Below are 23,262 nucleotides of genomic sequence, written 5' to 3'. Positions count from 1 at the left end.
CCCTTCATTGTCTCTGACTTGATTCGATTGATTGTGCTGGTGTCTTTCCCTGCCATATCTCTGGTGTTATTAAGCTAAGGCTTATGTGTAGTAGATAAATAGACAACTCTTTATTCGAATTATGAGTGTCAGAAGTCAGTTCTTAGTTTTTCTGCCATATTGTTATAATGACAATATGGCTTTTTTATGGGGTTAACACTATAAAATGATGGTGACGTTATCATAACGGTTCTTAGCACTGTGGAGGGTAATAGTTGTAGTAAACTGAGGAGGTGCCAATCATCCAATATTTTATTATAAAAAACATATAAGTAGAAAATTATGGCCGTAGATTTTACCCATACGTTAATTGTTGCAATATCTGCAACTGCTTTATTTGATCTATCAGAATCTGAAAACCATCTGTTACAGCTAATAGAGCAGCGTCCTACTCGAGCGGTCAAGGATTTTCGCGATTATATGGCTGTGCGTGAAAATGACCCACTCGCTATTGGGGCAGGTTACCCACTAATTAAAGCTCTCCTTAATTTAAATAACCATTGTAGTCAAACCGTTGATACAGAAATAGATATAAATATCGAAACACCGTTAGTTGAAGTGGTTGTTGTTTCTAAAAGTAGTCCAGATACGGGTATTCAGGTGCTCAATGCCATTCGTGAACACGAGCTAAGTATTTCGCGTTCCGCGTTTATATCAGGTAGTTCAGTAGCGCCTTATATTGACGATTTTAATGTTGATTTATTTTTGACCACCAATCGTGATGACGCCCAGCAAGTAGCAGATGCTAATATCTGTGCTTGTGCCATACTTGATGCCACTCCTGTAAATACCTATGAGCTGGATACTGAACAACTGCGTATTGCTTTTGATGGTGATGCGGTATTATTTGATGATTCAGGAGAGCTATTGTATAAGCAAAAGGGTTTACGTGCTTTTCATGAGCGTGAGGCACAAATGCGTGACACACCTATCGAAAAAGGACCTTATGCAGAGTTGTTGATTAAGTTGTCTAAATTACAAGAGCGTCTACCGGCTCGTATGAATCACTGCCCAATTAGAATTGCACTGGTCACTGCGCGTAATGCACCCGCTGACCTGCGCGCTATTAAGACACTGCGTGAATGGGGTGTGGATGTGGATATGGCATTTTTTTTGGGTGGTCTTGAAAAAACAGCGGTACTTAAGACCTTTGCCCCGCATATCTTTTTTGATGATTCGATTAAGCATATTGCTGCGGCACGTAGCTTTGTTCCTACGGCATTAGTCCCTTATCACTCCGCTTCCTTATTGTACGCAGATGGTCATTTGACTACTGATAAAGACGCTTCATTGCTAAATTTTACCCCAGCCCAGCAGCCAATTTTTGCTTTTAACCATTAATTTCTAATACGGTCTATAGGTTATCGGATCCTATTTTTCTGAAAGAATAAATCTAAGAGTAAGCTTGAGAATCAATACGATTGCTACTTTAATAATACGAGGCTGAAACATGAACTGGCAATCAATGCTATCGCTAATTATGATGCGATTACAACAAGTTATTGGCCTATACGCTTTTGTGCTAGGGCCAATATGGGTCATGTTTTTTTTAAATAAGATCGTGATGTTTGGCCTATGGAATATTTTTGGCATTGTACCGCGTACACTTGACTTGGGTAGTCTGATTGGTATCTTTGCTTCGTGGACGATGCACGGTAACTTTGCCCACTTGCTTAGTAATAGCTTCGTATTATTACAAATACTATTTTTGTTTGGGCTGTTTGAGAATAATGCTTATCGCACGGTTCTTAAGCTCATTGTTGCGTCAGGTATAATGACTTGGCTAATAGGCTCACCATTATCGATTCATATTGGCGCCTCAGGACTGTGTTTTGCGATGCTTGGTTATATGATAGGTGGCGCCTTGTTTGCGCGGCGTTGGGGGTATCTGCTTGCTTGTATTATTATGGGTACAGGCTATTGGTTAACGATTAAGCAAGGCTTGATGCCGCAGCCCGGTATTTCATTCGCGGCGCACTTCGGTGGTCTATGCGCCGGTCTATTATTAGGAGCAAACTCAAAGCATGCCTATACCAGCATTACTAAGTATTCATACAAATGATTTATCGTTGTTAACTCATCGTGATGCTTGTAAATATATTGTTTAGCTTTTTTTTGAACACACACTGACAAATAACGGATCATCTTTTGCTAAAGCGCGCCATTTAGTTGTCTGTTTAACGTATTTACTAATGGTCAGCTTACTGTCCTTCGCGGGTATAATATAGTCTGCGCGTGCCGGTATGGCACAATCAATAACTTGCAGAATTTGCTGAACACTCATACGTCTCTCAAACAAATATAAATTAACCAAATATATATCTTGGTCGTCTACTTGAGCACTTGCGTGACCACTATCTGCGGCTATGAAACGCACCGTTTGTGGTTTGATGTAGGACCATGGGCGAAACCAGATGCTCTCTTCAACGGTCTTAATGACGGTCATCCCTTCAGGGAGATGAGCCACTTGCTGACTGTACCAGTTGTACTCTTGGTGTATTTGAAAACCGAAGATGCCTGCAGCACCAAATAAGGGGATAAGCCACTTGGGCGCCTTTTTACCTGCCAGTTTGCTGAGGTGAGTTATGACGAGTGCTACCCCAGCTAGGCCGAATCCAGCGGCAATGGTAGCGATAAACTCAAAAAGCATAAGACTTTTCCTTAACGCAATCAGCGCATTTAATACCAATATCAAAAAATAAGCTAACGTGGTCAGACTTCCTAAGCCTACTCATTATAGTACTTGCGGTTGTCTTTCTCGTTCTCTTTGATTTTTAGAAACGGGTTAACCAAATAATCGCTTGTCATAAATATCTATTCATAACAACCTTGGGATAAAAAAATCACTCACAAGCAGCTGCTGCCTGTGAGTGATAGATGTCGTAACCAGTGATACGTGTCTAGCAGCTAAGCTTAGTAAATAATAGCTTAGTGGTCAACTGCACCGCCAGCACCGCGTGGAGAACGTACGCTCTCCACGAGCTCTTGGATATGTAATGGTGGTGCTTTAGTAGCATAAGAAACAGCGAATGCTACGATAAAGTTAAGTAATGCACCGACTGCGCCGAATGATAATGGCGAGATACCAAACAACCAATACTCTTCTGTATCGGGGAAGTTTGCAGTACCAGTGATGAAGAACCAACCTTTGAAAACAAAGATATAAACTAAGATACTAATCAGACCCGTTAACATACCAGCGATAGCGCCGAGGTTGTTGATACGCTTAGAGAAAATACCCATCATCAATACAGGGAACAGTGATGCCCCTGCAATACCAAAGGCTAATGCAACCACCTGTGCGGCAAATCCTGGTGGATTAATACCCAACCATGTGGCAACCACAATCGCAACACCCATTGTGATACGCGCTACTTTTAGCTCGTCTTTATCACTAATGTTTGGATTAAGGTTTCTTTTAATCAAGTCATGACTGATCGCTGATGAGATAGCGAGTAGTAGGCCAGCTGCCGTTGATAACGCTGCTGCCAAACCGCCTGCTGCGATAAGACCGATAACCCATGGTGGTAGCTGTGCAATTTCTGGGTTAGCCAATACTAAGATATCAGCGTTTACATCTAACTCGTTACCCGCCCAACCTGCATTTGCAAAGCGGCCATCGACTTCTAAGTCATGAGCTGCTTGTGCTGTTTCAACTGCAGCGGTTGCTGCCGCGACGTCGCCGCCTTCAGCCTGTGCAGCAGTCAATGCTAACTGAGCTGGACCAAGTCCGCTATCGTTATACATCTGAATACGGCCATCGTTATTCAGATCGTTATATTTAATAAGGCCGGTATCTTCCCATGTCCTCATCCAATCTGGACGTTGATCATAGTTAATAGCAGGCTCTTCAACACCTTGTGGATAGATAGTGTCGATTAGGTTTAGACGCGCCATAGCACCTACTGCTGGAGCAGTGAAGTATAGTAGCGATATAAATACCAATGTCCAACCCGCTGTCCAGCGGGCATCAGCAACTTTGGGAACTGTGAAAAAGCGAATGATAACGTGCGGTAGACCGGCTGTACCAATCATGAGTGATAAGGTAAATAGTACCATATTGAGCTTGTTAGGTACGTCAGCAGTATAAGACGCAAAACCTAAGTCGGTGACAACTTGATTAAGCTTAGTTAATATCGGAAGACCTGACTCAGTATGGGTTGAAAACAAGCCAAGACCTGGAATCGGGTTACCAGTCAATTCAAGTGAGATGAAGACCGCAGGAATAGTATAAGCTACCATTAGAACCACATACTGCGCAACCTGCGTGTAGGTAATCCCTTTCATACCACCAAGTACCGCATAGAAGAATACGACGACAGCAGCAATAAGCAGACCGGTCGTGTTTTCAACTTCTAAGAAGCGTGAGAATGCAACGCCAGCACCGGTCATCTGTCCGATAACGTAAGTGGTCGAAGCGATAATTAGACAGACAACTGCAATCATAGCAGCAGTCTTGGAATAAAAACGATCGCCAATAAAATCAGGCACCGTGAATTTACCAAACTTACGTAAGTAAGGCGCTAGGAGCATGGCTAGCAAAACATAACCACCAGTCCAACCCATTAAATAGGTTGATGCACCATAACCGCTAGAAGCGATGAGGCCTGCCATTGAGATAAATGACGCAGCACTCATCCAATCCGCGGCCGTTGCCATACCATTCACTACAGGATGCACACCGCCGCCAGCGACATAGAACTCACTGGTCGTACCGGCGCGCGCCCAAATTGCAATACCGAAGTATAGAGCGAAGGATAGACCCACAAAAATAATATTAATCGTAAATTGACTCATAGGGCTATTCCTCGTCTACGCCGTATTGTTTATCTAGTTTATTCATACGCCAAGCGTAGAAGAAGATTAAGATGATAAATACCCCAATAGACCCTTGTTGTGCAAACCAAAAGCCTAAATCGGTACCGCCTATGGCAATACCTGATAATAATGGACGTAACAAGATTCCAAAACCATAAGAACATAAAGCCCAGATGATTAGACTACCTATAATGAGACGGATATTGGCTCGCCAATATCCGGATGAATCGTTGTGGTTTTCCATAGGACAACTCCTTTTGCCTGACATAAAAACAGGATTACTGGTTTGAGCCTAACAAGTCATTGTGATTTAGTGAATACTGTGAGGTATCAAGGTCTATAAAGTAAAGACTTCTCTGTAGACCGCTAAAGCAAAATGACCAATTGGCATTAATAACCGAAAACTACCAACAAAGTGAGCAAAATCTATTGCTATCTTATACAAGTCAAAACCTAAACTTAGAAAAACAATAATGAGCTCGGTACCGCTAAAAAGTGCAAAATAGAACAGGGCGTAAGATGGTTGATATACAATCAAACCTAAATAATTGTCTTGTTAAAAAATAGTCTATGTCCCATGTATTAATTTCAACTATAAGCTTAACTTTAAATGGGAGTAACTATTGACCAGCTTGGCACTTTGAAAATATTTGTTTAACTTAGCGCTCAAATCATATACTAATTATTATTAACATTGCTATGGTGAGATTCAGGGAGGAGGGTCTATGACACGTGACAATCCGCTATCTTATTATTTTTCCCATCTTCCTGACAAGATCATTTAATCAAAAGTTATAATATTAGTTTTAAAGGCATTTGTAGTCACTTATAGCCTTATACAGTGGCATTAGACAAATTTTCAACTTAACTTATTTAACTTATTTAACTTACTGTTACAGTACGTGCAATTTTAGATACGTTATATTCATACCACTTGATATAAACTTATTAGGAATATATACAATATTGAACCAATTAACAATAAATAATTTTAAATTACTTTTTGTAACTAAATATTTAGATAACAGAAAACTTATTAGTAGTCCCACAGTAGCAAATGTCGTAATAATTGTCTACTGCATCAATAGCAGCGATTTTATAAATATTTTAGAGTTTTATAAATATCTTAAAGCCTTTAATTAATAGCTGTTATTTATTCTTAAAATATAGTGGGATAAGTAATAATCGAAATTTATAAAGGTATATGAGTATTTAAGCAGAGTTCGAGACAGTGGGTTCCTATGAAGAATGTAGAATTATTCTTCGCGACATAAAGTCCAAATACTCAATATACAAAGCCAGTAAAAAAATGACCCTACTATGAATAGTAGCGAACATAAAATTTCTAGCAGTGTGTATAAAGAATGACGTCTATAAATGTCATGTAGTCGATTTGCTTTAAAATAGATACTGTGTAGCTGGGAGAATTTTTCCGCCTTTGTAGTGACATAACCGTACAGCATGCCAGAAGATTTTTGCTAGCCCCACGTGACTGTTAATATATTTATTTTATTAGGTATTAATTATATAAATCACTTAAAAACAGGCAGAAATTTCATAAAACGTATGAACGTATTAAAATATAAGATGAAGGTGGCAATATGGGTGAAGGGTTAGCAAATCTGTTTAATAGTGTCGTCAATTATGGCGTTAGTATTCTTTGGGGTAATAATGAGTGGTTAATTGCCAGTAATCCGTGGTATGGATTGCTGATGTTTGTTCTTATTGGGGCGGGACTTTATTTCACCATAGCGACACGTTTTATTCAGTTTCGCCACTTTGGACACATGTGGCAGTTATTGCGAGTGTCTCATCACGGGCGTAAAGATGGTGGTATTAGCTCATTTGAAGCGCTGATGACCTCTTTGGCCGCGCGTGTAGGAACGGGTAATTTAGCCGGGGTAGCGATTGCGATTTATCTTGGTGGTCCAGGAGCCGTGTTTTGGATGTGGATGACTGCATTAGTCGGTATGTCGACCAGTTTTATTGAGTCCACTTTGGCGCAAGCGTATAAAGTCCCACACACGGAAAATGTTTATCGCGGCGGCCCCGCTTATTATATTGAAAAAGGCTTAGGTCAGCGCTGGATGGCGATATTTTTCTCGATTTGTTTGTTGATTGCCTTTGGTTTGGCATTTAATGGCGTACAGTCAAATACTATCGCACAGGCAACCAATGAGGCGTTTGGCATACCAACTTGGATGACGGGCTTGGTGTTGGTGGTGTTGGTCGCGCCAGTGGTATTTGGCGGATTGCGCTCAGTTGCACGTATCGCCGGTAAAGTGGTACCGGTGATGGCTATTCTCTATATCTTATTGGCTTTATTTATTATCGTGACCAATTTTAGTCAATTTCCAGCGGCAATTGTGCTGATTGTGAAGTCAGCTTTTGGTTTTGAGCAAGCAGCAGGCGGGGTTATTGGTTATGGTATTGCGCAAGCGATGATCAATGGCATTAAGCGTGGTTTGTTCTCCAACGAAGCCGGTATGGGTTCAGCTCCTAACGCCGCAGCGACGGCGCAGAGTTATCCTGATCATCCAGCGGTACAAGGGTTTATGCAAATGCTGGGTGTCTTTATGGATACCCTCGTTATCTGTACAGCGACGGCCTCTATTATTATTTTATCAGGCGTGGTCGATCCTAATGTTGAGCAAGAAGGGATACAGCTGACCCAGTTAGCCTTGTCACAATATGTGGGCGACTTAGGCATTATCTTCGTTGCCATTGCGATTTTCTTCTTCTCGTTTACCTCTATTATTGCTAACTATAGTTATGGTGAGTCCAATCTTGAATTTATCTCTGGCGCAAAAAATGCCAAAGTAATGATTATGATTTTCCGTTTCTTAGTACTCGGTATGGTATTTGTCGGTGCCGTTGCTAGCTTACCGGCTATTTGGAACTTTGCTGATTTGTCGATGGGGCTGATGGCATTGACCAACTTAGTAGCGATTGTGTTGTTGTCACCAGTAGCGCTTAGACTATTACGAGACTATGAGCGGCAAATTAAAGAAGGTAAATCTGGCGCGCAAATTACTTTTCATCCTGATAATTTCGCTAAGCTTAAAGATGAAGTCAATCGCGATGCTTGGTCTGATTAAGAGACAGATTAAAATAAGCGACTATAAACTTTAGATAAATAAAAACCGCCCTTAGCTAGAAATAAATTGCTAAGAGCGGTTTTTTTATGACTATAAGTATTCTCAAAAAGCCAGCATACAGATTGTATAACTATTTATTAGAGCGGCTATGTGGTGAAAAACCTTTAACTATGTAACTCGCAGGTTTTTAAAGTAAACCGTTTATCTTCAATAAATCGTATCTAATCTCTATTTCTAACATTTATTCATACAAATTTTTCTAAGCCTACAACCTTACATATTAGGATAGTTAGGGCCACCACCACCTTCCGGCGTTACCCAAGTGATGTTCTGTGAAGGATCTTTAATATCACAGCATTTACAATGAACACAGTTTTGGGCATTGATCACAAAGCGTGCCCCTTCAGAGTCTTTAACCACTTCATAAACGCCTGCTGGGCAATATAAGCGTGCTGGCTCTGCATACATTGGTAGGTTAATTGAAATAGGCACCGTTGGATCAGTCAGCTTTAAGTGCTTTGGTTGATCTTCAGTATGGTTAGTATTAGAGATAAATACTGATGACAGTTTATCAAATACCAGTTTGCCATCCGGCTTAGGGTATTCTGGCTTGTACGCATGGTCGGCACGTTCTAGCTGATCATAATCATATAAATTATCATGAATCGTCAGCGGCATTTTGCCACCCAGTAAGTTTTGTTCAATGAAATTAAAGGCGCCGCCCATCCATTGACCCATACGATGCATCGCTGGGGCAAAGTTACGTGCTGCAAAGTTGTCCTCGTACAGCCACGATTCTTGATACATAGTGGTATAAGCGACCACTTCATCATGATGACGCTCAGCTTGTAGCGCCTCAAAAATAGCTTCAGCGGCGAGCATACCTGACTTCATCGAAGTGTGCGTGCCTTTGATTTTAGCCGGGTTCAAGAAGCCTGCTTCATCACCCACTAATACGCCACCAGGGAAGGTGAACTTCGGTAATGAGTTTAGACCGCCTTTGGTCAATGAGCGCGCGCCGTAAGAAATACGCTTACCACCTTCTAAAACATTGCGAATCAGTGGGTGCAGTTTTAGGCGCTGTAATTCATCAAAAGGCGACATATAAGGATTTGAGTAAGATAAATCGATAACTAGACCAAAGCTTACTTGATTATTTTCGTCGAAGTATAACCACCAACCACCTGATGAACCGGTATCACTAAGTGGCCAGCCTGAACCGTGCATGACCACGCCTTGCTCGTGCTTTTCAGGAGTAATTTCCCACAGTTCTTTAAGACCAATACCATAATGCTGGGGGTCGCAGTCTTTATCAAGGTTAAAGCGGCTGATTAAGCGCTTACCTAAGTGACCGCGGCTGCCTTCAGCAAAAATGGTATATTTGGCCAGTAACTCATAACCGGCCTCAAAGCTAGGCTTGGCATCACCACTGGCAGCCACACCCATATCGCCTGTTAATATACCTTTTACTGAACCGTCGTCACTGTATAAGATATCAGCAGCGGGGAAGCCTGGGAACATCATGACTTCTAGCTCTTCGGCTTGCTGTGCCAACCAGCGTACAACATTAGCAAGCGAGACAATATAATTGCCTTTATTATGCATGCTTTCTGGAATAACCGAATCTATAAGCTTAGTCGTTTTGGTGGCTGAGCCCAGCATATAAACACGATCTTCAATCGCTGGCACATTTAAAGGCGCACCTTTTTCTTTCCAATCTGGAATCAGCTCGTCTAAGGCACGGGTTTCAATAACGGCACCCGATAAGGTATGTGCACCAAACTCAGACCCTTTTTCGACCACACAAACCATAAATTCATCATTACCCGCTTCAATAGCGAGCTGACGCAAACGAATAGCTGCTGACAGACCAGCAGGACCACCGCCAACGATGATTACATCGAATTCCATAGATTCACGTTCAACCTCAGGTTCAACAGGAGTGGCTTCAACCACAGCCTTTTCGGCAAGCACCTTTTTAACAGGCACTTCTTCAGGAGATACCTTTTCGATACCAACCTCGTCAGTTGTTACGTTTTCAGCTAACGCTTGGGTATCTGGATCGGTTGTATTTGGCTTTGTTGCATCTACGGTTGCTGGCGCGTCAACATTGACAGTATCAGCATCAACGACTGGCGTTTGATTGTCTTGCTCTTGCATACCTACTCCTAAACTTTTAGTGGCTTATCTTAAGATACAATTAGCGTGGCAATTGAATAATAAAGCTTACGATGCTAATCACTCTCAGACATATGGCTGCCCGATAAAAACTGTCTTTGCGGCATCAATTGACAACGTTACTATTGAGAAGCTGCTATTAAAAATTAGCACATGAAATCATATCAATATATAACGTAAAAAGGACAATTAAAATAACACTCACGCGGCTATTTTAATAAAGAATCGTTACTCATTATAAAAGAAAATTCCTATAAACACGATACGCATTTATAGGTATCAGTGTTAAAGTGAGATTAATATGATAAGTCGAGAATGTCTATTGTGCTTTATCATACCTGAAACTAAAATTAATAGTAATGCTGGATATCTCAAACTTTAATTACTAAGTGGTTCTTACTAGGAGATCGTGTGATGACTGATAATAACAATAGTAAAGTTATAGACCCTAGCGCTAGTATTAGCAAGAGTACTGAGAGTAAGCAAGAGATGACACCAGAGCTAGAGCCAAATCATAATAATGACCAAGATTTAAATAGTATTGATGCTCTTGGTCAATATCTTAAGTCTAGTGCGGGCACGCGTCAAGGACGTGCGATCCCGCCACTGGAGAAATGGCATCCTGAGCAAACCACTGATATGGACCTGATTATTAAAGCCAATGGAGAATGGTGGCATGAAGGGAGGCAGATGACCCGTGAATCTTTGGTTAATTTGTTTGCTACTATCCTATGGGCAGAAGAAAATAACGGCATTATAGAATATTTTTTAAAAACGCCCGTACAAAAGCTACGCATTGAAGTTGAAGATGTACCGCTGCTAATCAATGATGTGGGTATTATTATTGAAAATGAAGTGAGCTGGCTGGAATTCACCACCACGACTGGTGATGTGGTGCGCCTAGACGAAGCACATTCGATTGAATTGCATTCTTATCAGCCCCGTAACGATAATGAAATAAAGTCTGAAACCCAAGTCCGCCCCTATATGCTGGTTCGTAACGGGTTGACCGCACTTATCGGCCGTAATACTTTTTATCATTTAGCTGAAATTGGTGAGTTAACTGAACAGGAGGGTGAAACTATATTAACTCTACAAAGTGGCGGCCAGTCTTATTCATTATCGATGCCTAATAGTTAATAATTAATAGTGTATTGATCGCTTACTGACGATGTTTACTTATTCTCCCTAAGGGTTTTACTGTTAATTGATGCTAACGTTAATAGGCAATGGTGCTAAAATGAACCTTTTTTATTAACTTTTATACTTTGGATAGTCTGATTATAAACTGTGAATCAATTTATTAAACATAGTAAGAAACGTCTAAGTGTTTCTACACGTGGGACGATGTCGGTAACGCTATTATGAGTATTGCCGCTAATAAAGACGGCAATGCTCCGATAGGCTTGTTTGATTCTGGTATAGGCGGGCTATCCGTCTATCTGCATTTAGCGCAGCAATTACCGGTTGAGCGTTATATTTACTATGCCGATACTTTACACTTGCCCTATGGTGATCGTGAGAGCAAAGAGATTGAGGCGTTTACCTTAACGGCAGTAGATTGGCTATATAAACAAGGCTGTAAACTGATTGTTATCGCTTGTAATAGTGCCTCAGCGTATGGTTTGGACGCGGCACGTCGCTGTTATCCGCATTTACCTATTGTCGGATTGGTACCCGCACTTAAGCCTGCGATACTGGCCAGTAAAAGTGGTCACGTCGCCGTACTGGCAACTAAAGCAACCTTAAATGGGATGCTACTTAATCAAGTCATTGCCGATATTGCGCTACCCAATCAAACAGAGGTTACCAAATATTTTGATCCACAATTGGTACCTTGGGTAGAGTCTGGCATGCCTGAGACTTCTGAAACCGCCCAACGTTTACGTCAGCAGGTACGAGCATTCGCGACCGATGATATAGATTATCTAGTATTAGGTTGTACTCATTATCCGTTCTTTAGAGCATTTTTAGTGGACGAGATTAATGCACAGCAGCTATCTATGCAGGTAATTGATTCAGGGCAAGCCATTGCGACGCGCGTACAGTCTTTACTTGCTAAACAAAACTTGTTGGCTACACCTGAGAATTCAATAGCCTGTCGCAACGATAAAAAGCATCCTCTGGTTTTCTATGCGAGTAAATATGATGATAGATTGGATGGGGTAGTGAGGCGTTTACTGGGAGCGCAAACTCAGATAGAGTATGTCTTTTAGTATTAACCTAGTTGCTTTAAATTAATAATGAATAACTGATGTATACTGCTACGTTTTGTAATACAAAGCATACGCGTCATCAGTTGTTAATCTACTATAGACTGGTAATAATAGGATACGGCCCTAAACACGCTTGCTAAAAAAATGACATGATGGTTAGGGTGTTAAAAGTTAGCATTAAATAGTAATCTCAACAGTAAGCCTGCTAAGCGCAAAAAATGCATAACAAATATTGACTAAGTAAGGAGAGCACGATGAGTAACTCTAAACGTGATGAGTTGAAGCAAGATATTGATAAGCTTGAGAAAGCTATGCATGATTCTGAGCAGTTTCATACGCTCGAAGAACAAATAGCGGATATGAAGCGTCGCGGTATTGACCCTAGCAAGACTTATAATGATTGGGATGAAGAAGAAAAAGACGATTGGGGTGATGCCACGTGGAAGAAAAACGGCAAGTGGGAGCCAAAAACTCCAGCCGATTTGGATGAAAAAGCACGCGAGAACTGGGATGGCGAAAATGGTAAACCCAATCCACCACCGTTTATCTAAATTCTACCTTTGGTTTCATAGAGTAAATCTACGTTAGAAAATGTGTAGAACAAAAAAGCCACGCTAACACTAGCGTGGCTTTTTACGTGGCCATATGAATGGTTATTTATGCTTAAATAACAAACAAAATTATGAGCCGTCATCAACGCGTACTAAATTAACGACACCATCGGCACCTGTAACGCGGCGATAGCGAACACGACCGCTGTTCGATGGCTGAGCTGATGACTGGTTTGCTGGTTGATATGTATTTTGGCTTGAAGAGGGGCTGGGCTCAGTAGTTTGTTGCTGGATCAGCTGTCCCATACGGTCAGCGGGGGCTGGATTTAAAGGCTGGATACTCGATGCTTGACCGTTCTGGTTACCATAAAGGCTAGGACGGCTAGGAATACCGTGACCTGCAATTAGGGCATAAAACTTTTGTCCTGCTCGGCCATCGGCAGGTAAGATGTTGCGGCTGGACTGATATTGCTGAATAGCAGTGCGGGTATTATCACCGATGATGCCATCAACTTCACCGATATCATAACCTGCATTTAGCAACCCTTGCTGAATGTCGCGAGCTTGTTGACGGCTGATACCAGGATCATCAGTTGGCCATGCCGTGATAAAGTCCGTTTTACTGCTATCACCTTTAGTGATTAAGTCTGATAAATGAGCAATCGCTAGTGCGTAGCTCTCTGACGCGTTGTAAGAGTAAAAAGTATCGAAGTTTTTACCGACTAAAAACGCAGGACCGTCTTTGCCCGCAGGCAATAATAAACCTGCACTGCTTAAGTCATAAGGTAATGGGCTACCATTGGCAAGCGTTAAGCCTTGGTCGCGCCAGTGGCTGATGGACTTTTTATCTTTACGATTGGAAGCTGCCCAAAAGCCGCTTGGGAGTTTAACTTCATAGCCCCATGGCTCACCTGAACGGTAACCGCGTTTGTCTAAGAAGTTAGCTGTAGAGGCCAACGCATCAGGTACGCTATTGACTAAGTCGCGGCGACCATCCCCATCGAAGTCTACCGCTAATTCCAAAAAGGTACTGGGCATAAACTGCGTTTGTCCAAAGGCACCTGCCCATGAGCCAGTCATGTCATTTGGCGCAATATCACCATCTTCGACGATTTTTAGCGCATTGGCATACTCTCCGCGGAAGTAGCTTTGGCGACGATCAAAGCATGATAACGTCGCTAATGATTCAAATAAGGGTTTTTTACCCAGAGTCTGGCCAAAGTTTGATTCAACACCCCAAACTCCAAGCACATGCTCAGCCTTGACCCCATAGCGCGCTTCGATCTGACGTAGTGTTTCTGCCCATTGTTGCTTGGCACGGATACCATCGTCTACTCGTTCACTATCGACGAGTGCTGAGAGGTAATCCCAGATATCTTTTTGAAATTCAGGTTGATAGTTGAGTGACTGAATAACACTAGGATCGGGCTCGCTTGGACGGTAGCGCTCAAAAGTCGAGTCAGATATACCGCGAAATTGACTGCTATTTTTGAGTGAGCTTAAGCATTGCTGCATCTCAGCATTTGATAAGTTTGGCGCTTCTGGTCTTGCAGCTTGGGCGGTACTGGCAAGGCTTAAGCCAATAGCAGCGCTAAGTAAAGAAAAGGTAGTCAAGTGAGTCAAACGCATGAAAATATCCTATAAACATAAGTGGTAGCAAAAGATAAAACAAGCAAAAATTCGGTATGATAATTATGCTTTAGAGTAACCAATCTGAACAATAAAGAAAAGGCATCGATGCATTTAGTTACTATAAGCTGACGCGGGAAAAATATTGGAAAAAAGTTTAAATACAGTAAGTGTCAAGAAAAGAGCTTACAAGGTATAAAAAGTTAAGATATTTTCATATTAATATTGTAACGTGTCCTATAAAGGTAAACGACATCAGATGTCGTTTACCTGCATGGTGCTCCCACCATTATGAGTAGGGCATTGCTATACTATTCAAATCATATGACTGATACCTATAAGATAGTTTGTAGCCATAATTATAATTATCAATGTATATGATATTAGAAAAACTCTGTTTATGGATCGCGCTTTTAGCGATAACCCCAATAAAGCTCAGATCGTCTTCCAGTTTAAAGATGCGAGTTTGTTAGCTGAATGTATTTAGGAGATGGATATGAGTGAGCGAGAGTCACAGGTAGTTGTTTATCAAACACTTGATGGCAAGACACGGTTAGAAGTACAATTTTATGAAGAAACAGTATGGTTAACAGAAAATCAAATCATTGAGTTGTTTTCTACCAAACCTGAAGGAGATGAACCTAAAAAGAATAAATCTAAGAAGGTGAAACCTGAAGATATCTCGAAACATTTAAAAAGTATTTATGAAGATAATGAGTTGCTAGAAGATGAAACCTCTAGAGTTTTTTCGTTAAAAAATTATGAGCATTTCGTTGGAATCAATGAAAATAAGAAACATTATAATCTTGATGTGATTTTGGCTATAGGCTACCGACTGCAAGCTAGAATAGCTACTCGATTTTTAAAATGGGCAACTAAAGAGATGCAAGCGGGTCGAGTTGAGCCGTCTTTTCATAGAGTTTACAAGCTTTATATAGTGCAACTTGGTTTGAATTATATTTTACCGTTTATGGCTGTGGCCATTATTTATAATACTGTGGTTGGAGATAATGGAGCAACTATCATTGTTTTATCTATAGGGTTTCTCATTGGGGTATCTAATATTGCACTTGAGACAATGAGATATAATGAGTCGAATGGGTATAAAAGATCCAAATTTAAAAGCTGATAACAGTTTTGTACCAATTAGCATTGCCGTAACTGTTATAAGTATCGCAAGTTCTTCTTTAAAGTTTCTATATAGACAACTCGAACGATCGAGCAATCCTTAGCAGTCCAAACGCAACTACCGAGGACAGCTCAGTAGTTGCAATTAACCGACTGCGTCAAAAAACAGCGCGAAATAATAATAATTGCCGTTTACCTTGAACTAACATTTTGGTACTAATGCCAAGATAATAGGGTAATAGCTTTGATGTCTGAGCAGTTATAAGCCAAAAGACTACTAAACTCTGAGTCATTAGTCATGCATAGATACTATGAGCGATTTAATATCAGCACAACATTAAGCCGTTTATTTACTCACTAACAACCAAACATGCTCAGTTACTGTAAGCTCTGGCGCTGCATTTAAAATCGATGGCTTGCCTTCAAGCTCAGTAATTTGATAATGATTGCTATAATACTGCTGTACTTGCCCGCTACTAATTGAAAAGGGCGGGCCATTACGTTTGCTTTGGTCATAATTGAGCGTCAATAGTAATTGCGGTGTATTGCCATTAACATCACTACTAACATCACCATTAACGTTGTTGCTCAGCTGACGTACTTGCTCGCTATATCTTAAGCGCATATCTGCTGGCAAGGCGATCAGTGCGGCTCTATCATAAACTGCATCAACCTGACCGATATCATCAGCTGTCAGTGCAAAGATATCGGCAACCCATAACTGTATAATTTGACCTAATAGCAAGCCTTGATAGCATTTGACAGCTGGATTATCAGTATGCTCAGTAGCTGTACTTTGGGTAATTGTAGGCGAAATATCATGCTCAGAGAAGAAAGCTTGAACGGCGGATTCTGCCAATTCAACCCCAACCACATCGTAGCCTTGGCTCACCAGCCACACCATGTCGATTGATTTACCACATAAAGGTACAAAGACGCGACTATTAGCTGATAAATTTAAAGCCGTAAAATATGTAGTTAATAGTGGATTAACTTCAGATTGATTAAAACCAATTCGATTGTCTTGCCAGCGTTGTTGCCAAAATTCAGGACTCATGCCATTACCTTTATTAGTGATATTTTTTACTCGATGTTAACGACTTTAAAAACCTGACGCTATAGATACCTATCTATATACCAGAAATTTAATGCTATAAAACATTTAGTGACCAATAAAGCCATACTAAATAAAAAAAGCCAAGCATATTAATACTTGGCTTTTTATTGAAAATCAAGGTAAAGGTCAAGAGAATTACTCTTTAGATAGTCATATACTGGCTAAATTCTTTACTCAGTTTGGCAAGCTTTGACGCAGACGCTTAGTCTACTAAATCTAGTACGCTTGCTCGTTTTATATGCTACTTTTACTCATCTTCTTCGTTGCTTTCATTTTTGAACAGGGCGTTATTTTTCTAGTACAGTACAGCGTTTAGCTCTTTAATTAATGTATGAATGCGCTCTGCGTTTTTGCCTAGATCGCTACCCCCAACACGCGATTTGCTGCGAATATCGATCAAACGCTCGCTGCCTTCATCATTAACCCGTACTACTATGTCGTCTTTGAAACCAAACCACGTTGTTGTGTCTGTTGCCTCCACAATACCTTTGCTAGTATCAGTATTTACTAATTCCCATCCTAAGTTTTTAATGGCCTGTTCAACAGCGCTTACTAACTCAACTTTTGGCTGCGAATAATTAAGGGTTTTGAGTTCAGGGTATGCTTGACGTTGTTGCTCTGCAGTCTCGATGCCATCATATGCTACTGGATTCGGTGCATCAGCGCGTAACGGAGCAATAGCTACAAATGCAGGTGGGTTTATTAAATCGGTTGAAATATCGTGAATGGGTGGTACGCTTTGGCCTTTGTTCATCATACTAAGCGGGATTGCTATAGCAACCGCAGAAAATATAATCGCCATCGCTGCACTGCCAAACGTTACCGTTTTACGCCTTAATAGAAATTGCAATACCAGCAGTACAAGCGCTGCAATACCAGCATATACCCCAAATTTAAATCCTGAAAACGCAGTGCTCAACTCGATAATACCAAATTTATAAAGAGGACCTGACAATACAACCAGCAAAAAGGCCATCAAACTCAATAGACTAACTAAAATTTTCATTAAATTTCTCTATTATTAGTTAGTAATTCGCCTAACTGTAGTTGAATATTTATGATCGAATAGCAAACGCGCCAAGATAAAAAAAGTATTCAGCAATTCTACTACTGGATAGTAACGGTCGCTAGATACCAAGTAACGGTCACTAAGCACTTTTAAAAATGTATTATTCTAATTAGTCATATATTGACTAAATTCTTTACGAAGTTTAGCCAGCTTGGGCGGAATGGCGAAGTTGCAATACGCTTGTCCTGGGTTATTATTAAAGAAATCTTGATGGTGATCTTCAGCTGGATAAAATTCAACGGCGGGGTGTACTTCAGTGACCACATTGACACCCATATCACGTAGCTTATTAATAGTGCGATCGACGGTTGGTTTTTGGTTGTCATCAGTGTAGAACACCACGCTGCGATATTGACTGCCAACATCATTACCTTGACGGTCTTTAGTGGTGGGATCATGAGTACCGAAGAACACATCAAGTATTACTTCTAACGGTACGATAGACTCATCAAATTCTATTTTAATCACTTCAACGTGTCCGGTATTACCGCTACATACCGCTTCATAATTAGCCGAGACAGCATCGCCACCCATATAACCTGAAACCACAGACTGGACACCTTTTAAGGATAAAAATACCGACTCGGTACACCAAAAGCAGCCACCGCCTAAGATAATATTTTGCATAAATTCGTCCTATTGTTATCGATAAATTTGGGATATGAAGTGAGTTTTGTTTGTTTAACTCTGCGCATTCAGCTTAGCAGTCAGGTGGATGGCTATAAGTAACAAACAGTAATGTTATAATGAGCTTTTGCTAAGCAGCTAATGCCTAAAAGATAAAATTAAACGTCAAATAATTCTAATTAAAGTTCTATTATCAAAAATGAGCCGTTCCATGAACCAGTCTAATCCCACGATTGCCGCACCTATTCAACATGATACTGTCCAGCATGACACCTTATTTACTACCCCACTTGATAAGGCCGCGCGCTTCTCTTTTGATGAGCAAGTGGTGGCCTGTTTTCCCGATATGATTCGCCGTAGCGTCCCTGGTTATGGTCAAGTATTGGCAATGCTGCCCATATTTGCCCGTCGTCATTGTAAGTATCGTCAGCAAGATGAGCGGGATGGACAGAGCCACCGCGTCAGCCGTATTTACGACTTAGGTTGCTCACTTGGGGCAGCAAGTATGGCGCTGGCAGGTGAGTTTGCGCCCCGTGATCTACAAATAAAAGCAGTCGATATTTCACCGGCGATGACTACTGAGGCGCAGACCTTAATAAGCGATAATTATCCTGAGCATGACATTGACATTATTACCGCTGATATCAGAGATATAGAGCTCGCACCTTGTGATATGGTGATATTGAACCTAACTTTACAGTTCTTACCAGCAGCAGATCGGATAGCAGTGTTAGATAAAATTTATACCGCATTAAGCGCAGGTGGCATATTAGTATTAACCGAGAAGACCCACGCCTTTGATGAACAATATGATGCGTGGTTAGTCGAGCGTTATTATGACTTTAAGCGCGCTAACGGTTATACCGAAATGGAAATTAGTGGTAAGCGTAATGCCCTTGAAAACGTATTGATTACTGACACCTTAGATCAGCATCATACGCGTTTAGGAGCAGTTGGGTTTGAGCGTCATCTAACGTGGTTTCAGTTTTTGAACTTTGTCTCTATTGTGGCCTTTAAATAACAGCTTTACTTCTAAATAAGAGACACTTTTAAAAAATAACCAGTGCTGCAGAGTCTCCTTTGTAGCAAACCTTTTTTGCATATCATTTTATTTTCCGACGATCACGGTAACTGCTTCTATGATGAATGACACCATTATCCACGCCGAACGCGAGCTATATTTAACCCTATTAGCACTAGCACAGACGCAGCCAAGTGCTTATGAGTGGTTGTCACAGTTACCTGAGTGGCTTAATAATATTAAGAATAAAAGTAACTACGCCCATGCACCAGCGTATCAAGCAGCAGTGACGAGATTGCCTGATATTAGCGTTGATAAGGTAGATTTGGATAGCGATAGATTGACCGTTGATGCCACACTTAGCGACTCTGAGCGCAAGCAAATTGTTGCTTTGTTACAGCAACTGATGCCGTGGCGTAAAGGCCCTTTTCAGATTGGTAGCAGTCAAATTGGTAGCGATCAAAGCCAACCGATAATTATTGATACCGAATGGCGTAGTGATTGGAAGTGGCAACGAGTTGTACCGCATCTAGGTCATTTAAAAGGCCGGCGGGTACTGGATGTCGGCGGCGGCTCAGGCTATCATGGCTGGCGTATGGCAGGGGCGGGCGCAGACACGGTGATAATTGTCGATCCCTCGTGTTTGTTTTATCATCAGTTTATGGCGATTCGGCACTTTGTAGGCAGCGCTGACGATTATCGTACTCATTATATTCCGGTAGGGCTAGAAGCGTTACCGGAGCACAGTCAGCTGTTCGACACGGTATTTAGTATGGGCGTGCTTTATCACCGGCAATCACCATTTGAGCATTTACAGCAGCTCAAAGGTCAGCTAGTAAAAGGTGGGGAATTGGTGCTGGAAACCTTAGTGGTTGATGGGGATAGCAACACGGTATTGGTACCTCATGATCGCTATGCACAGATGAATAACGTTTATTTTTTACCGTCGGTTGCTGCGCTCGTTGGCTGGCTTGAGAAGGTAGGGTTTTCTGAGGTGCGCTGTGTCGATGTGGCAGTAACCTCACGCGATGAACAGCGCCGTACAGAGTGGATGGCTTATCATTCGTTACAAGATTTCTTAGATCCAAACGATCCCAGAAAAACTTGTGAAGGGTATCCAGCGCCAAAGCGCGCGACTCTAATTGCTAAAAAGTAGCCCTATCTAACCAGTTACAGTTTTTTTAATTTAAGAGTTTCTTGATTTAAGAGCTACAGCTTAGTCAATATAAAATATGCTAAGCATTAGCAATAAGGTTTTTTAAATAAGCCATTTCTTAAAGGCAACTTCTAATAGAAGCTTGAGCAAAAAGCCCACGAAGCCCGCACCTAGAGCTAAAAATATCCAAAACGTACCTGCACGTCCGGCTTCTGATTTTTTGGAGATATCCCAAACGATAAAGAACAAAAATGTGATAAATATCGGTAATAAGACGTACAAACCCCAGCTAGTAACAGTACTAGCAGCAATGGCGAACATAGCATAATTCCATATAATATAAATCGTTATTATACCGTGGAAAAAGCGCGGTATAAACTTATACTAACCGCTAGGCAACAGGAACGCTACAATCAGTCTGACTGCCAAGTCGCTCTAGGTTTATAATAAGAAAGTTAGCAACTAAAAGAGAGCAGAAAAATAAGTATTACTATCGGTAACATGCTAACAATACGAACTAACAATATCAATTACTAATCAGACACAATTGGTTAAAGACAAAAACAATAACAACGATTTTAAGGCTATTTTTAGAGCAAATAGTGCAATGTAGCTCAAAGGTTGTTATATTTACAGGTTACTTATCTTTTCGCATTCTTGTATTCCTCTATAATGTCGGTCGTTATTATAATCGGCAGTTATCCGCTGCTCGCATTGACCGGATTTTTTGCATCATTTTTATTACCTATTTATCCGAGTTCATATCCCTATGTCACAAGCTCAAATTGATACATTATCGACCTTATTTGATCAGTCTATTCAGACTTTACAAGCTGAAGGTATACTGCCTGCTGATTGGCAAAATAACAGTCAAATTACCCGTACTAAAGATAGAAGCCATGGTGATTTCGCTAGTAATATCGCACTGACTGCTGCCAAAGCTGCCAAGACCAACCCACGGGCTTTAGCAGAAAAAATTGTCAAGGCGCTGCCGGATAATAAGGATATTCGCCAAGTAGATATTGCTGGTCCTGGTTTTATCAATGTCTTCTTAAATGCAGAAGCTAAGTTCGCTGTTTTAGATGATATTTTTGATTTGCAGGATAGTTTTGGTTTGAGTAAGCAATTCGATGGACAAAAAGTCCAAGTTGAATTTGTATCCGCCAACCCAACATCCAGTTTACATGTGGGTCATGGGCGCGGAGCTGCGTTTGGTATGAGCGTATCAAACTTGTTAGAGGCGGTTGGTTATGACGTCACGCGTGAGTACTATGTCAATGATGCGGGTCGGCAGATGGATATCTTAGCCACCAGTACTTATTTACGCTATCTTGAAGCTCATGGCGAGCCTGTTCAGTTTCCGGTTAATGGCTACCAAGGTGACTATGTTTGCGATATCGCAGAGACGCTCAAAGTGCAACATGGCGACAGTTATGTGCATGGCTTTTCCCAAGTGGCAAAAGACGTTGCAGAAGATGCACAATATGAAATAAATGCTGCTGGTGAAAAATCTCTACTATCTGGTGAAAAAGAGGCGCACATCGATGGGCTGATTGCCAATAGTAAAAAGCTACTTGGTGATGGCTATGAGCTATTTTTAAATGCCGCGCTTAGCAGTATTTTGGCTGATATTAAAGATGACTTGAACGAGTTTGGCGTGCGTTATGAATGCTGGTTCAGTGAAAAGTCTATTGATGCTGAGATTGAGCCAGTACTACAGATTTTAGATGATAAAGGCTATCTATACGAAAAAGATGGTAATATTTGGTTTAAATCGACAGAATTTGGTGACGAAAAAGACAGAGTAGTACGCCGTGCCAATGGCCAGAGTACTTATTTTGCCTCTGATATTGCTTATCATAAGAACAAGTTTGATCGCGGTTTTGATAAAGTTGTTAATGTCTGGGGCGCTGATCACCATGGTTATGTGCCGCGTGTCAGAGCTGCACTATTGGCACTTGGTATTGATGCCGAACGCTTAGATGTGGTGTTGGTACAGTTTGTGGCATTGTGGCGTGGTGACGAAAAAGTACAGATGTCATCACGTTCGGGTAAATTTGTGACCTTACGTGAACTCCGTCACGAAGTGGGCAATGATGCGGCACGTTTTTATTACGTTGCACGCAAGCCTGAAGTTCATGTTGACTTTGATTTAGAGCTTGCCAAGTCACAAAGTAAAGACAACTTAGTTTACTATATTCAATATGCGCATGCTCGAGTCTGCCGTGTATTAGAAAAATTAGCTGCTAGTGGTCTAAGTGTAGATGATGCTATTGGTGCGCAGCAGCAACACCTGCTCACTGCGCCTGCTGAAGAGGAGCTGATCAAAACGTTGGCTGCTTATCCGGCTACCTTACTGCGTTCAGCGACCGGTTATGAGCCGCATATATTGACCAATTATCTTAAAGACTTAGCCGCGCTGTTTCATGGCTGGTACGACAGCAATCGTATTTTGCCAGTGAGTCTAACTTCAGGCGAGACACCGAGTCAGGAAGAGCTTGAGTTGATGCAAGCGCGTCTGCGCTTATCAAAAGCAGTGCGGCAAGCACTAGCTAACGGGCTGGGCCTATTAGGGCTGTCAGCACCGTCTAGTATGTAGCATTAAGAATGTAAAA

Annotated in this window: 19 protein-coding genes; 10 read left to right on the top strand and 9 right to left on the bottom strand. The window is 41.3% G+C overall.

Annotated elements, in window-relative coordinates:
• Positions 1 to 321 precede the first annotated feature (321 nt).
• Positions 322 to 1,380: a 5'-nucleotidase gene (locus AAEY88_RS12085; RefSeq protein ID WP_350562743.1), complete on the top strand. Its 1,059-nt coding sequence runs from the start codon at positions 322 to 324 to the stop codon at positions 1,378 to 1,380.
• 109 nt (positions 1,381 to 1,489) lie between these two features.
• Positions 1,490 to 2,101: a rhomboid family intramembrane serine protease gene (locus AAEY88_RS12080; RefSeq protein WP_350562741.1), complete on the top strand. Its 612-nt coding sequence runs from the start codon at positions 1,490 to 1,492 to the stop codon at positions 2,099 to 2,101.
• 42 nt (positions 2,102 to 2,143) lie between these two features.
• Here AAEY88_RS12080 and AAEY88_RS12075 read toward each other — a convergent pair whose 3' ends face one another.
• The 3 genes from AAEY88_RS12075 to AAEY88_RS12065 all read right to left on the bottom strand — a co-directional run bounded on the left by AAEY88_RS12075 (position 2,144) and on the right by AAEY88_RS12065 (position 5,101).
• Positions 2,144 to 2,689, bottom strand: a complete 546-nt coding sequence (locus AAEY88_RS12075) for a hypothetical protein (protein WP_350562739.1) — start codon at positions 2,687 to 2,689, stop codon at positions 2,144 to 2,146.
• A gap of 278 nt (positions 2,690 to 2,967) precedes the next feature.
• Positions 2,968 to 4,836, bottom strand: a complete 1,869-nt coding sequence (locus AAEY88_RS12070) for a sodium:solute symporter family protein (protein WP_350562737.1) — start codon at positions 4,834 to 4,836, stop codon at positions 2,968 to 2,970.
• 4 nt (positions 4,837 to 4,840) lie between these two features.
• Entirely contained in the window at positions 4,841 to 5,101 is a 261-nt protein-coding gene (locus AAEY88_RS12065) for a DUF4212 domain-containing protein (protein ID WP_350562735.1), read from the bottom strand.
• 1,357 nt (positions 5,102 to 6,458) lie between these two features.
• Between AAEY88_RS12065 and AAEY88_RS12060 the strand changes: the two genes are divergently transcribed.
• On the top strand, positions 6,459 to 7,955 hold the full coding sequence (locus tag AAEY88_RS12060; protein ID WP_350562733.1) for an alanine/glycine:cation symporter family protein: 1,497 nt from the start codon (positions 6,459 to 6,461) through the stop codon (positions 7,953 to 7,955).
• Between the two features lie 273 nt (positions 7,956 to 8,228).
• On the opposite strand, the gene AAEY88_RS12055 is transcribed toward AAEY88_RS12060, so the two are convergent.
• Positions 8,229 to 9,866, bottom strand: coding sequence for an electron transfer flavoprotein-ubiquinone oxidoreductase (locus tag AAEY88_RS12055; protein ID WP_350562753.1), 1,638 nt, complete (start codon positions 9,864 to 9,866; stop codon positions 8,229 to 8,231).
• A 681-nt stretch (positions 9,867 to 10,547) separates the two neighbouring features.
• Here AAEY88_RS12055 and AAEY88_RS12050 point away from each other — a divergent pair.
• From AAEY88_RS12050 to AAEY88_RS12040, 3 genes are all read left to right on the top strand, one after another.
• Positions 10,548 to 11,273 (top strand): DUF1285 domain-containing protein, encoded by a 726-nt coding sequence (locus AAEY88_RS12050; protein WP_350562731.1) that lies wholly within the window; start codon positions 10,548 to 10,550, stop codon positions 11,271 to 11,273.
• A 224-nt stretch (positions 11,274 to 11,497) separates the two neighbouring features.
• Entirely contained in the window at positions 11,498 to 12,349 is an 852-nt protein-coding gene (murI, locus tag AAEY88_RS12045; protein ID WP_350562729.1) for a glutamate racemase, read from the top strand.
• A 254-nt stretch (positions 12,350 to 12,603) separates the two neighbouring features.
• A complete protein-coding gene (locus AAEY88_RS12040) occupies positions 12,604 to 12,900 on the top strand; it encodes a hypothetical protein (RefSeq protein WP_350562727.1) in 297 nt (98 codons plus the stop codon).
• Positions 12,901 to 13,029: 129 nt separating this feature from the next.
• Here AAEY88_RS12040 and AAEY88_RS12035 read toward each other — a convergent pair whose 3' ends face one another.
• Positions 13,030 to 14,529, bottom strand: coding sequence for a lytic murein transglycosylase (locus AAEY88_RS12035; protein ID WP_350562725.1), 1,500 nt, complete (start codon positions 14,527 to 14,529; stop codon positions 13,030 to 13,032).
• A gap of 496 nt (positions 14,530 to 15,025) precedes the next feature.
• On the opposite strand from AAEY88_RS12035, the gene rhuM reads away from it, so the two are divergent.
• The gene (rhuM, locus tag AAEY88_RS12030) at positions 15,026 to 15,658 is read left to right on the top strand and encodes a RhuM family protein (protein WP_350562723.1); all 633 of its coding nucleotides are present in this window, start codon (positions 15,026 to 15,028) and stop codon (positions 15,656 to 15,658) included.
• Between the two features lie 345 nt (positions 15,659 to 16,003).
• On the opposite strand, the gene tmpT is transcribed toward rhuM, so the two are convergent.
• From tmpT to msrA, 3 genes are all read right to left on the bottom strand, one after another.
• Positions 16,004 to 16,714 carry a thiopurine S-methyltransferase gene (gene tmpT / locus AAEY88_RS12025; protein ID WP_350562721.1) on the bottom strand — a complete coding sequence of 237 codons (711 nt, stop codon included), beginning with the start codon at positions 16,712 to 16,714 and terminating at the stop codon, positions 16,004 to 16,006.
• A gap of 355 nt (positions 16,715 to 17,069) precedes the next feature.
• A complete protein-coding gene (locus AAEY88_RS12020) occupies positions 17,070 to 17,780 on the bottom strand; it encodes a DUF1499 domain-containing protein (protein ID WP_350562719.1) in 711 nt (236 codons plus the stop codon).
• Positions 17,781 to 17,948: 168 nt separating this feature from the next.
• Entirely contained in the window at positions 17,949 to 18,470 is a 522-nt protein-coding gene (gene msrA, locus AAEY88_RS12015) for a peptide-methionine (S)-S-oxide reductase MsrA (RefSeq protein WP_350562717.1), read from the bottom strand.
• 199 nt (positions 18,471 to 18,669) lie between these two features.
• Between msrA and cmoA the strand changes: the two genes are divergently transcribed.
• Positions 18,670 to 19,491 carry a carboxy-S-adenosyl-L-methionine synthase CmoA gene (gene cmoA / locus AAEY88_RS12010; RefSeq protein ID WP_407074460.1) on the top strand — a complete coding sequence of 274 codons (822 nt, stop codon included), beginning with the start codon at positions 18,670 to 18,672 and terminating at the stop codon, positions 19,489 to 19,491.
• Positions 19,492 to 19,609: 118 nt separating this feature from the next.
• Positions 19,610 to 20,647, top strand: coding sequence for a tRNA 5-methoxyuridine(34)/uridine 5-oxyacetic acid(34) synthase CmoB (gene cmoB, locus AAEY88_RS12005; protein WP_350562713.1), 1,038 nt, complete (start codon positions 19,610 to 19,612; stop codon positions 20,645 to 20,647).
• A 102-nt stretch (positions 20,648 to 20,749) separates the two neighbouring features.
• Here the strand turns inward: cmoB and AAEY88_RS12000 are convergent, their stop codons facing one another.
• Entirely contained in the window at positions 20,750 to 20,968 is a 219-nt protein-coding gene (locus AAEY88_RS12000; protein WP_350562711.1) for a DUF2788 domain-containing protein, read from the bottom strand.
• 448 nt (positions 20,969 to 21,416) lie between these two features.
• Here AAEY88_RS12000 and argS point away from each other — a divergent pair, with 448 nt between their 5' ends.
• A complete protein-coding gene (gene argS / locus AAEY88_RS11995) occupies positions 21,417 to 23,246 on the top strand; it encodes an arginine--tRNA ligase (protein WP_350562709.1) in 1,830 nt (609 codons plus the stop codon).
• Positions 23,247 to 23,262 lie beyond the last annotated feature (16 nt).

It is taken from the genome of Psychrobacter sp. CAL346-MNA-CIBAN-0220 (assembly GCF_040309805.1).
Classification (GTDB): domain Bacteria; phylum Pseudomonadota; class Gammaproteobacteria; order Pseudomonadales; family Moraxellaceae; genus Psychrobacter.
This window is presented reverse-complemented; position numbering and strand designations above follow the sequence as displayed.

Excerpts from the sequence above, each read along its gene's own strand:
- AAEY88_RS12035 (WP_350562725.1), bottom strand. The coding sequence starts at position 14,529 with ATGCGTTTGACTCACTTGACTACCTTTTCTTTACTTAGCGCTGCTATT.
- argS (WP_350562709.1), top strand. The coding sequence starts at position 21,417 with ATGTCACAAGCTCAAATTGATACATTATCGACCTTATTTGATCAGTCT.
- msrA (WP_350562717.1), bottom strand. The coding sequence starts at position 18,470 with ATGCAAAATATTATCTTAGGCGGTGGCTGCTTTTGGTGTACCGAGTCG.
- AAEY88_RS12085 (WP_350562743.1), top strand. The coding sequence starts at position 322 with ATGGCCGTAGATTTTACCCATACGTTAATTGTTGCAATATCTGCAACT.
- AAEY88_RS12055 (WP_350562753.1), bottom strand. The coding sequence starts at position 9,866 with ATGGAATTCGATGTAATCATCGTTGGCGGTGGTCCTGCTGGTCTGTCA.
- cmoA (WP_407074460.1), top strand. The coding sequence starts at position 18,670 with ATGAGCCGTTCCATGAACCAGTCTAATCCCACGATTGCCGCACCTATT.
- AAEY88_RS12020 (WP_350562719.1), bottom strand. The coding sequence starts at position 17,780 with ATGAAAATTTTAGTTAGTCTATTGAGTTTGATGGCCTTTTTGCTGGTT.
- cmoB (WP_350562713.1), top strand. The coding sequence starts at position 19,610 with ATGATGAATGACACCATTATCCACGCCGAACGCGAGCTATATTTAACC.
- AAEY88_RS12075 (WP_350562739.1), bottom strand. The coding sequence starts at position 2,689 with ATGCTTTTTGAGTTTATCGCTACCATTGCCGCTGGATTCGGCCTAGCT.
- tmpT (WP_350562721.1), bottom strand. The coding sequence starts at position 16,714 with ATGAGTCCTGAATTTTGGCAACAACGCTGGCAAGACAATCGAATTGGT.
- AAEY88_RS12080 (WP_350562741.1), top strand. The coding sequence starts at position 1,490 with ATGAACTGGCAATCAATGCTATCGCTAATTATGATGCGATTACAACAA.
- AAEY88_RS12000 (WP_350562711.1), bottom strand. The coding sequence starts at position 20,968 with ATGTTCGCCATTGCTGCTAGTACTGTTACTAGCTGGGGTTTGTACGTC.
- AAEY88_RS12050 (WP_350562731.1), top strand. The coding sequence starts at position 10,548 with ATGACTGATAATAACAATAGTAAAGTTATAGACCCTAGCGCTAGTATT.
- rhuM (WP_350562723.1), top strand. The coding sequence starts at position 15,026 with ATGAGTGAGCGAGAGTCACAGGTAGTTGTTTATCAAACACTTGATGGC.
- murI (WP_350562729.1), top strand. The coding sequence starts at position 11,498 with ATGAGTATTGCCGCTAATAAAGACGGCAATGCTCCGATAGGCTTGTTT.
- AAEY88_RS12040 (WP_350562727.1), top strand. The coding sequence starts at position 12,604 with ATGAGTAACTCTAAACGTGATGAGTTGAAGCAAGATATTGATAAGCTT.
- AAEY88_RS12065 (WP_350562735.1), bottom strand. The coding sequence starts at position 5,101 with ATGGAAAACCACAACGATTCATCCGGATATTGGCGAGCCAATATCCGT.
- AAEY88_RS12070 (WP_350562737.1), bottom strand. The coding sequence starts at position 4,836 with ATGAGTCAATTTACGATTAATATTATTTTTGTGGGTCTATCCTTCGCT.
- AAEY88_RS12060 (WP_350562733.1), top strand. The coding sequence starts at position 6,459 with ATGGGTGAAGGGTTAGCAAATCTGTTTAATAGTGTCGTCAATTATGGC.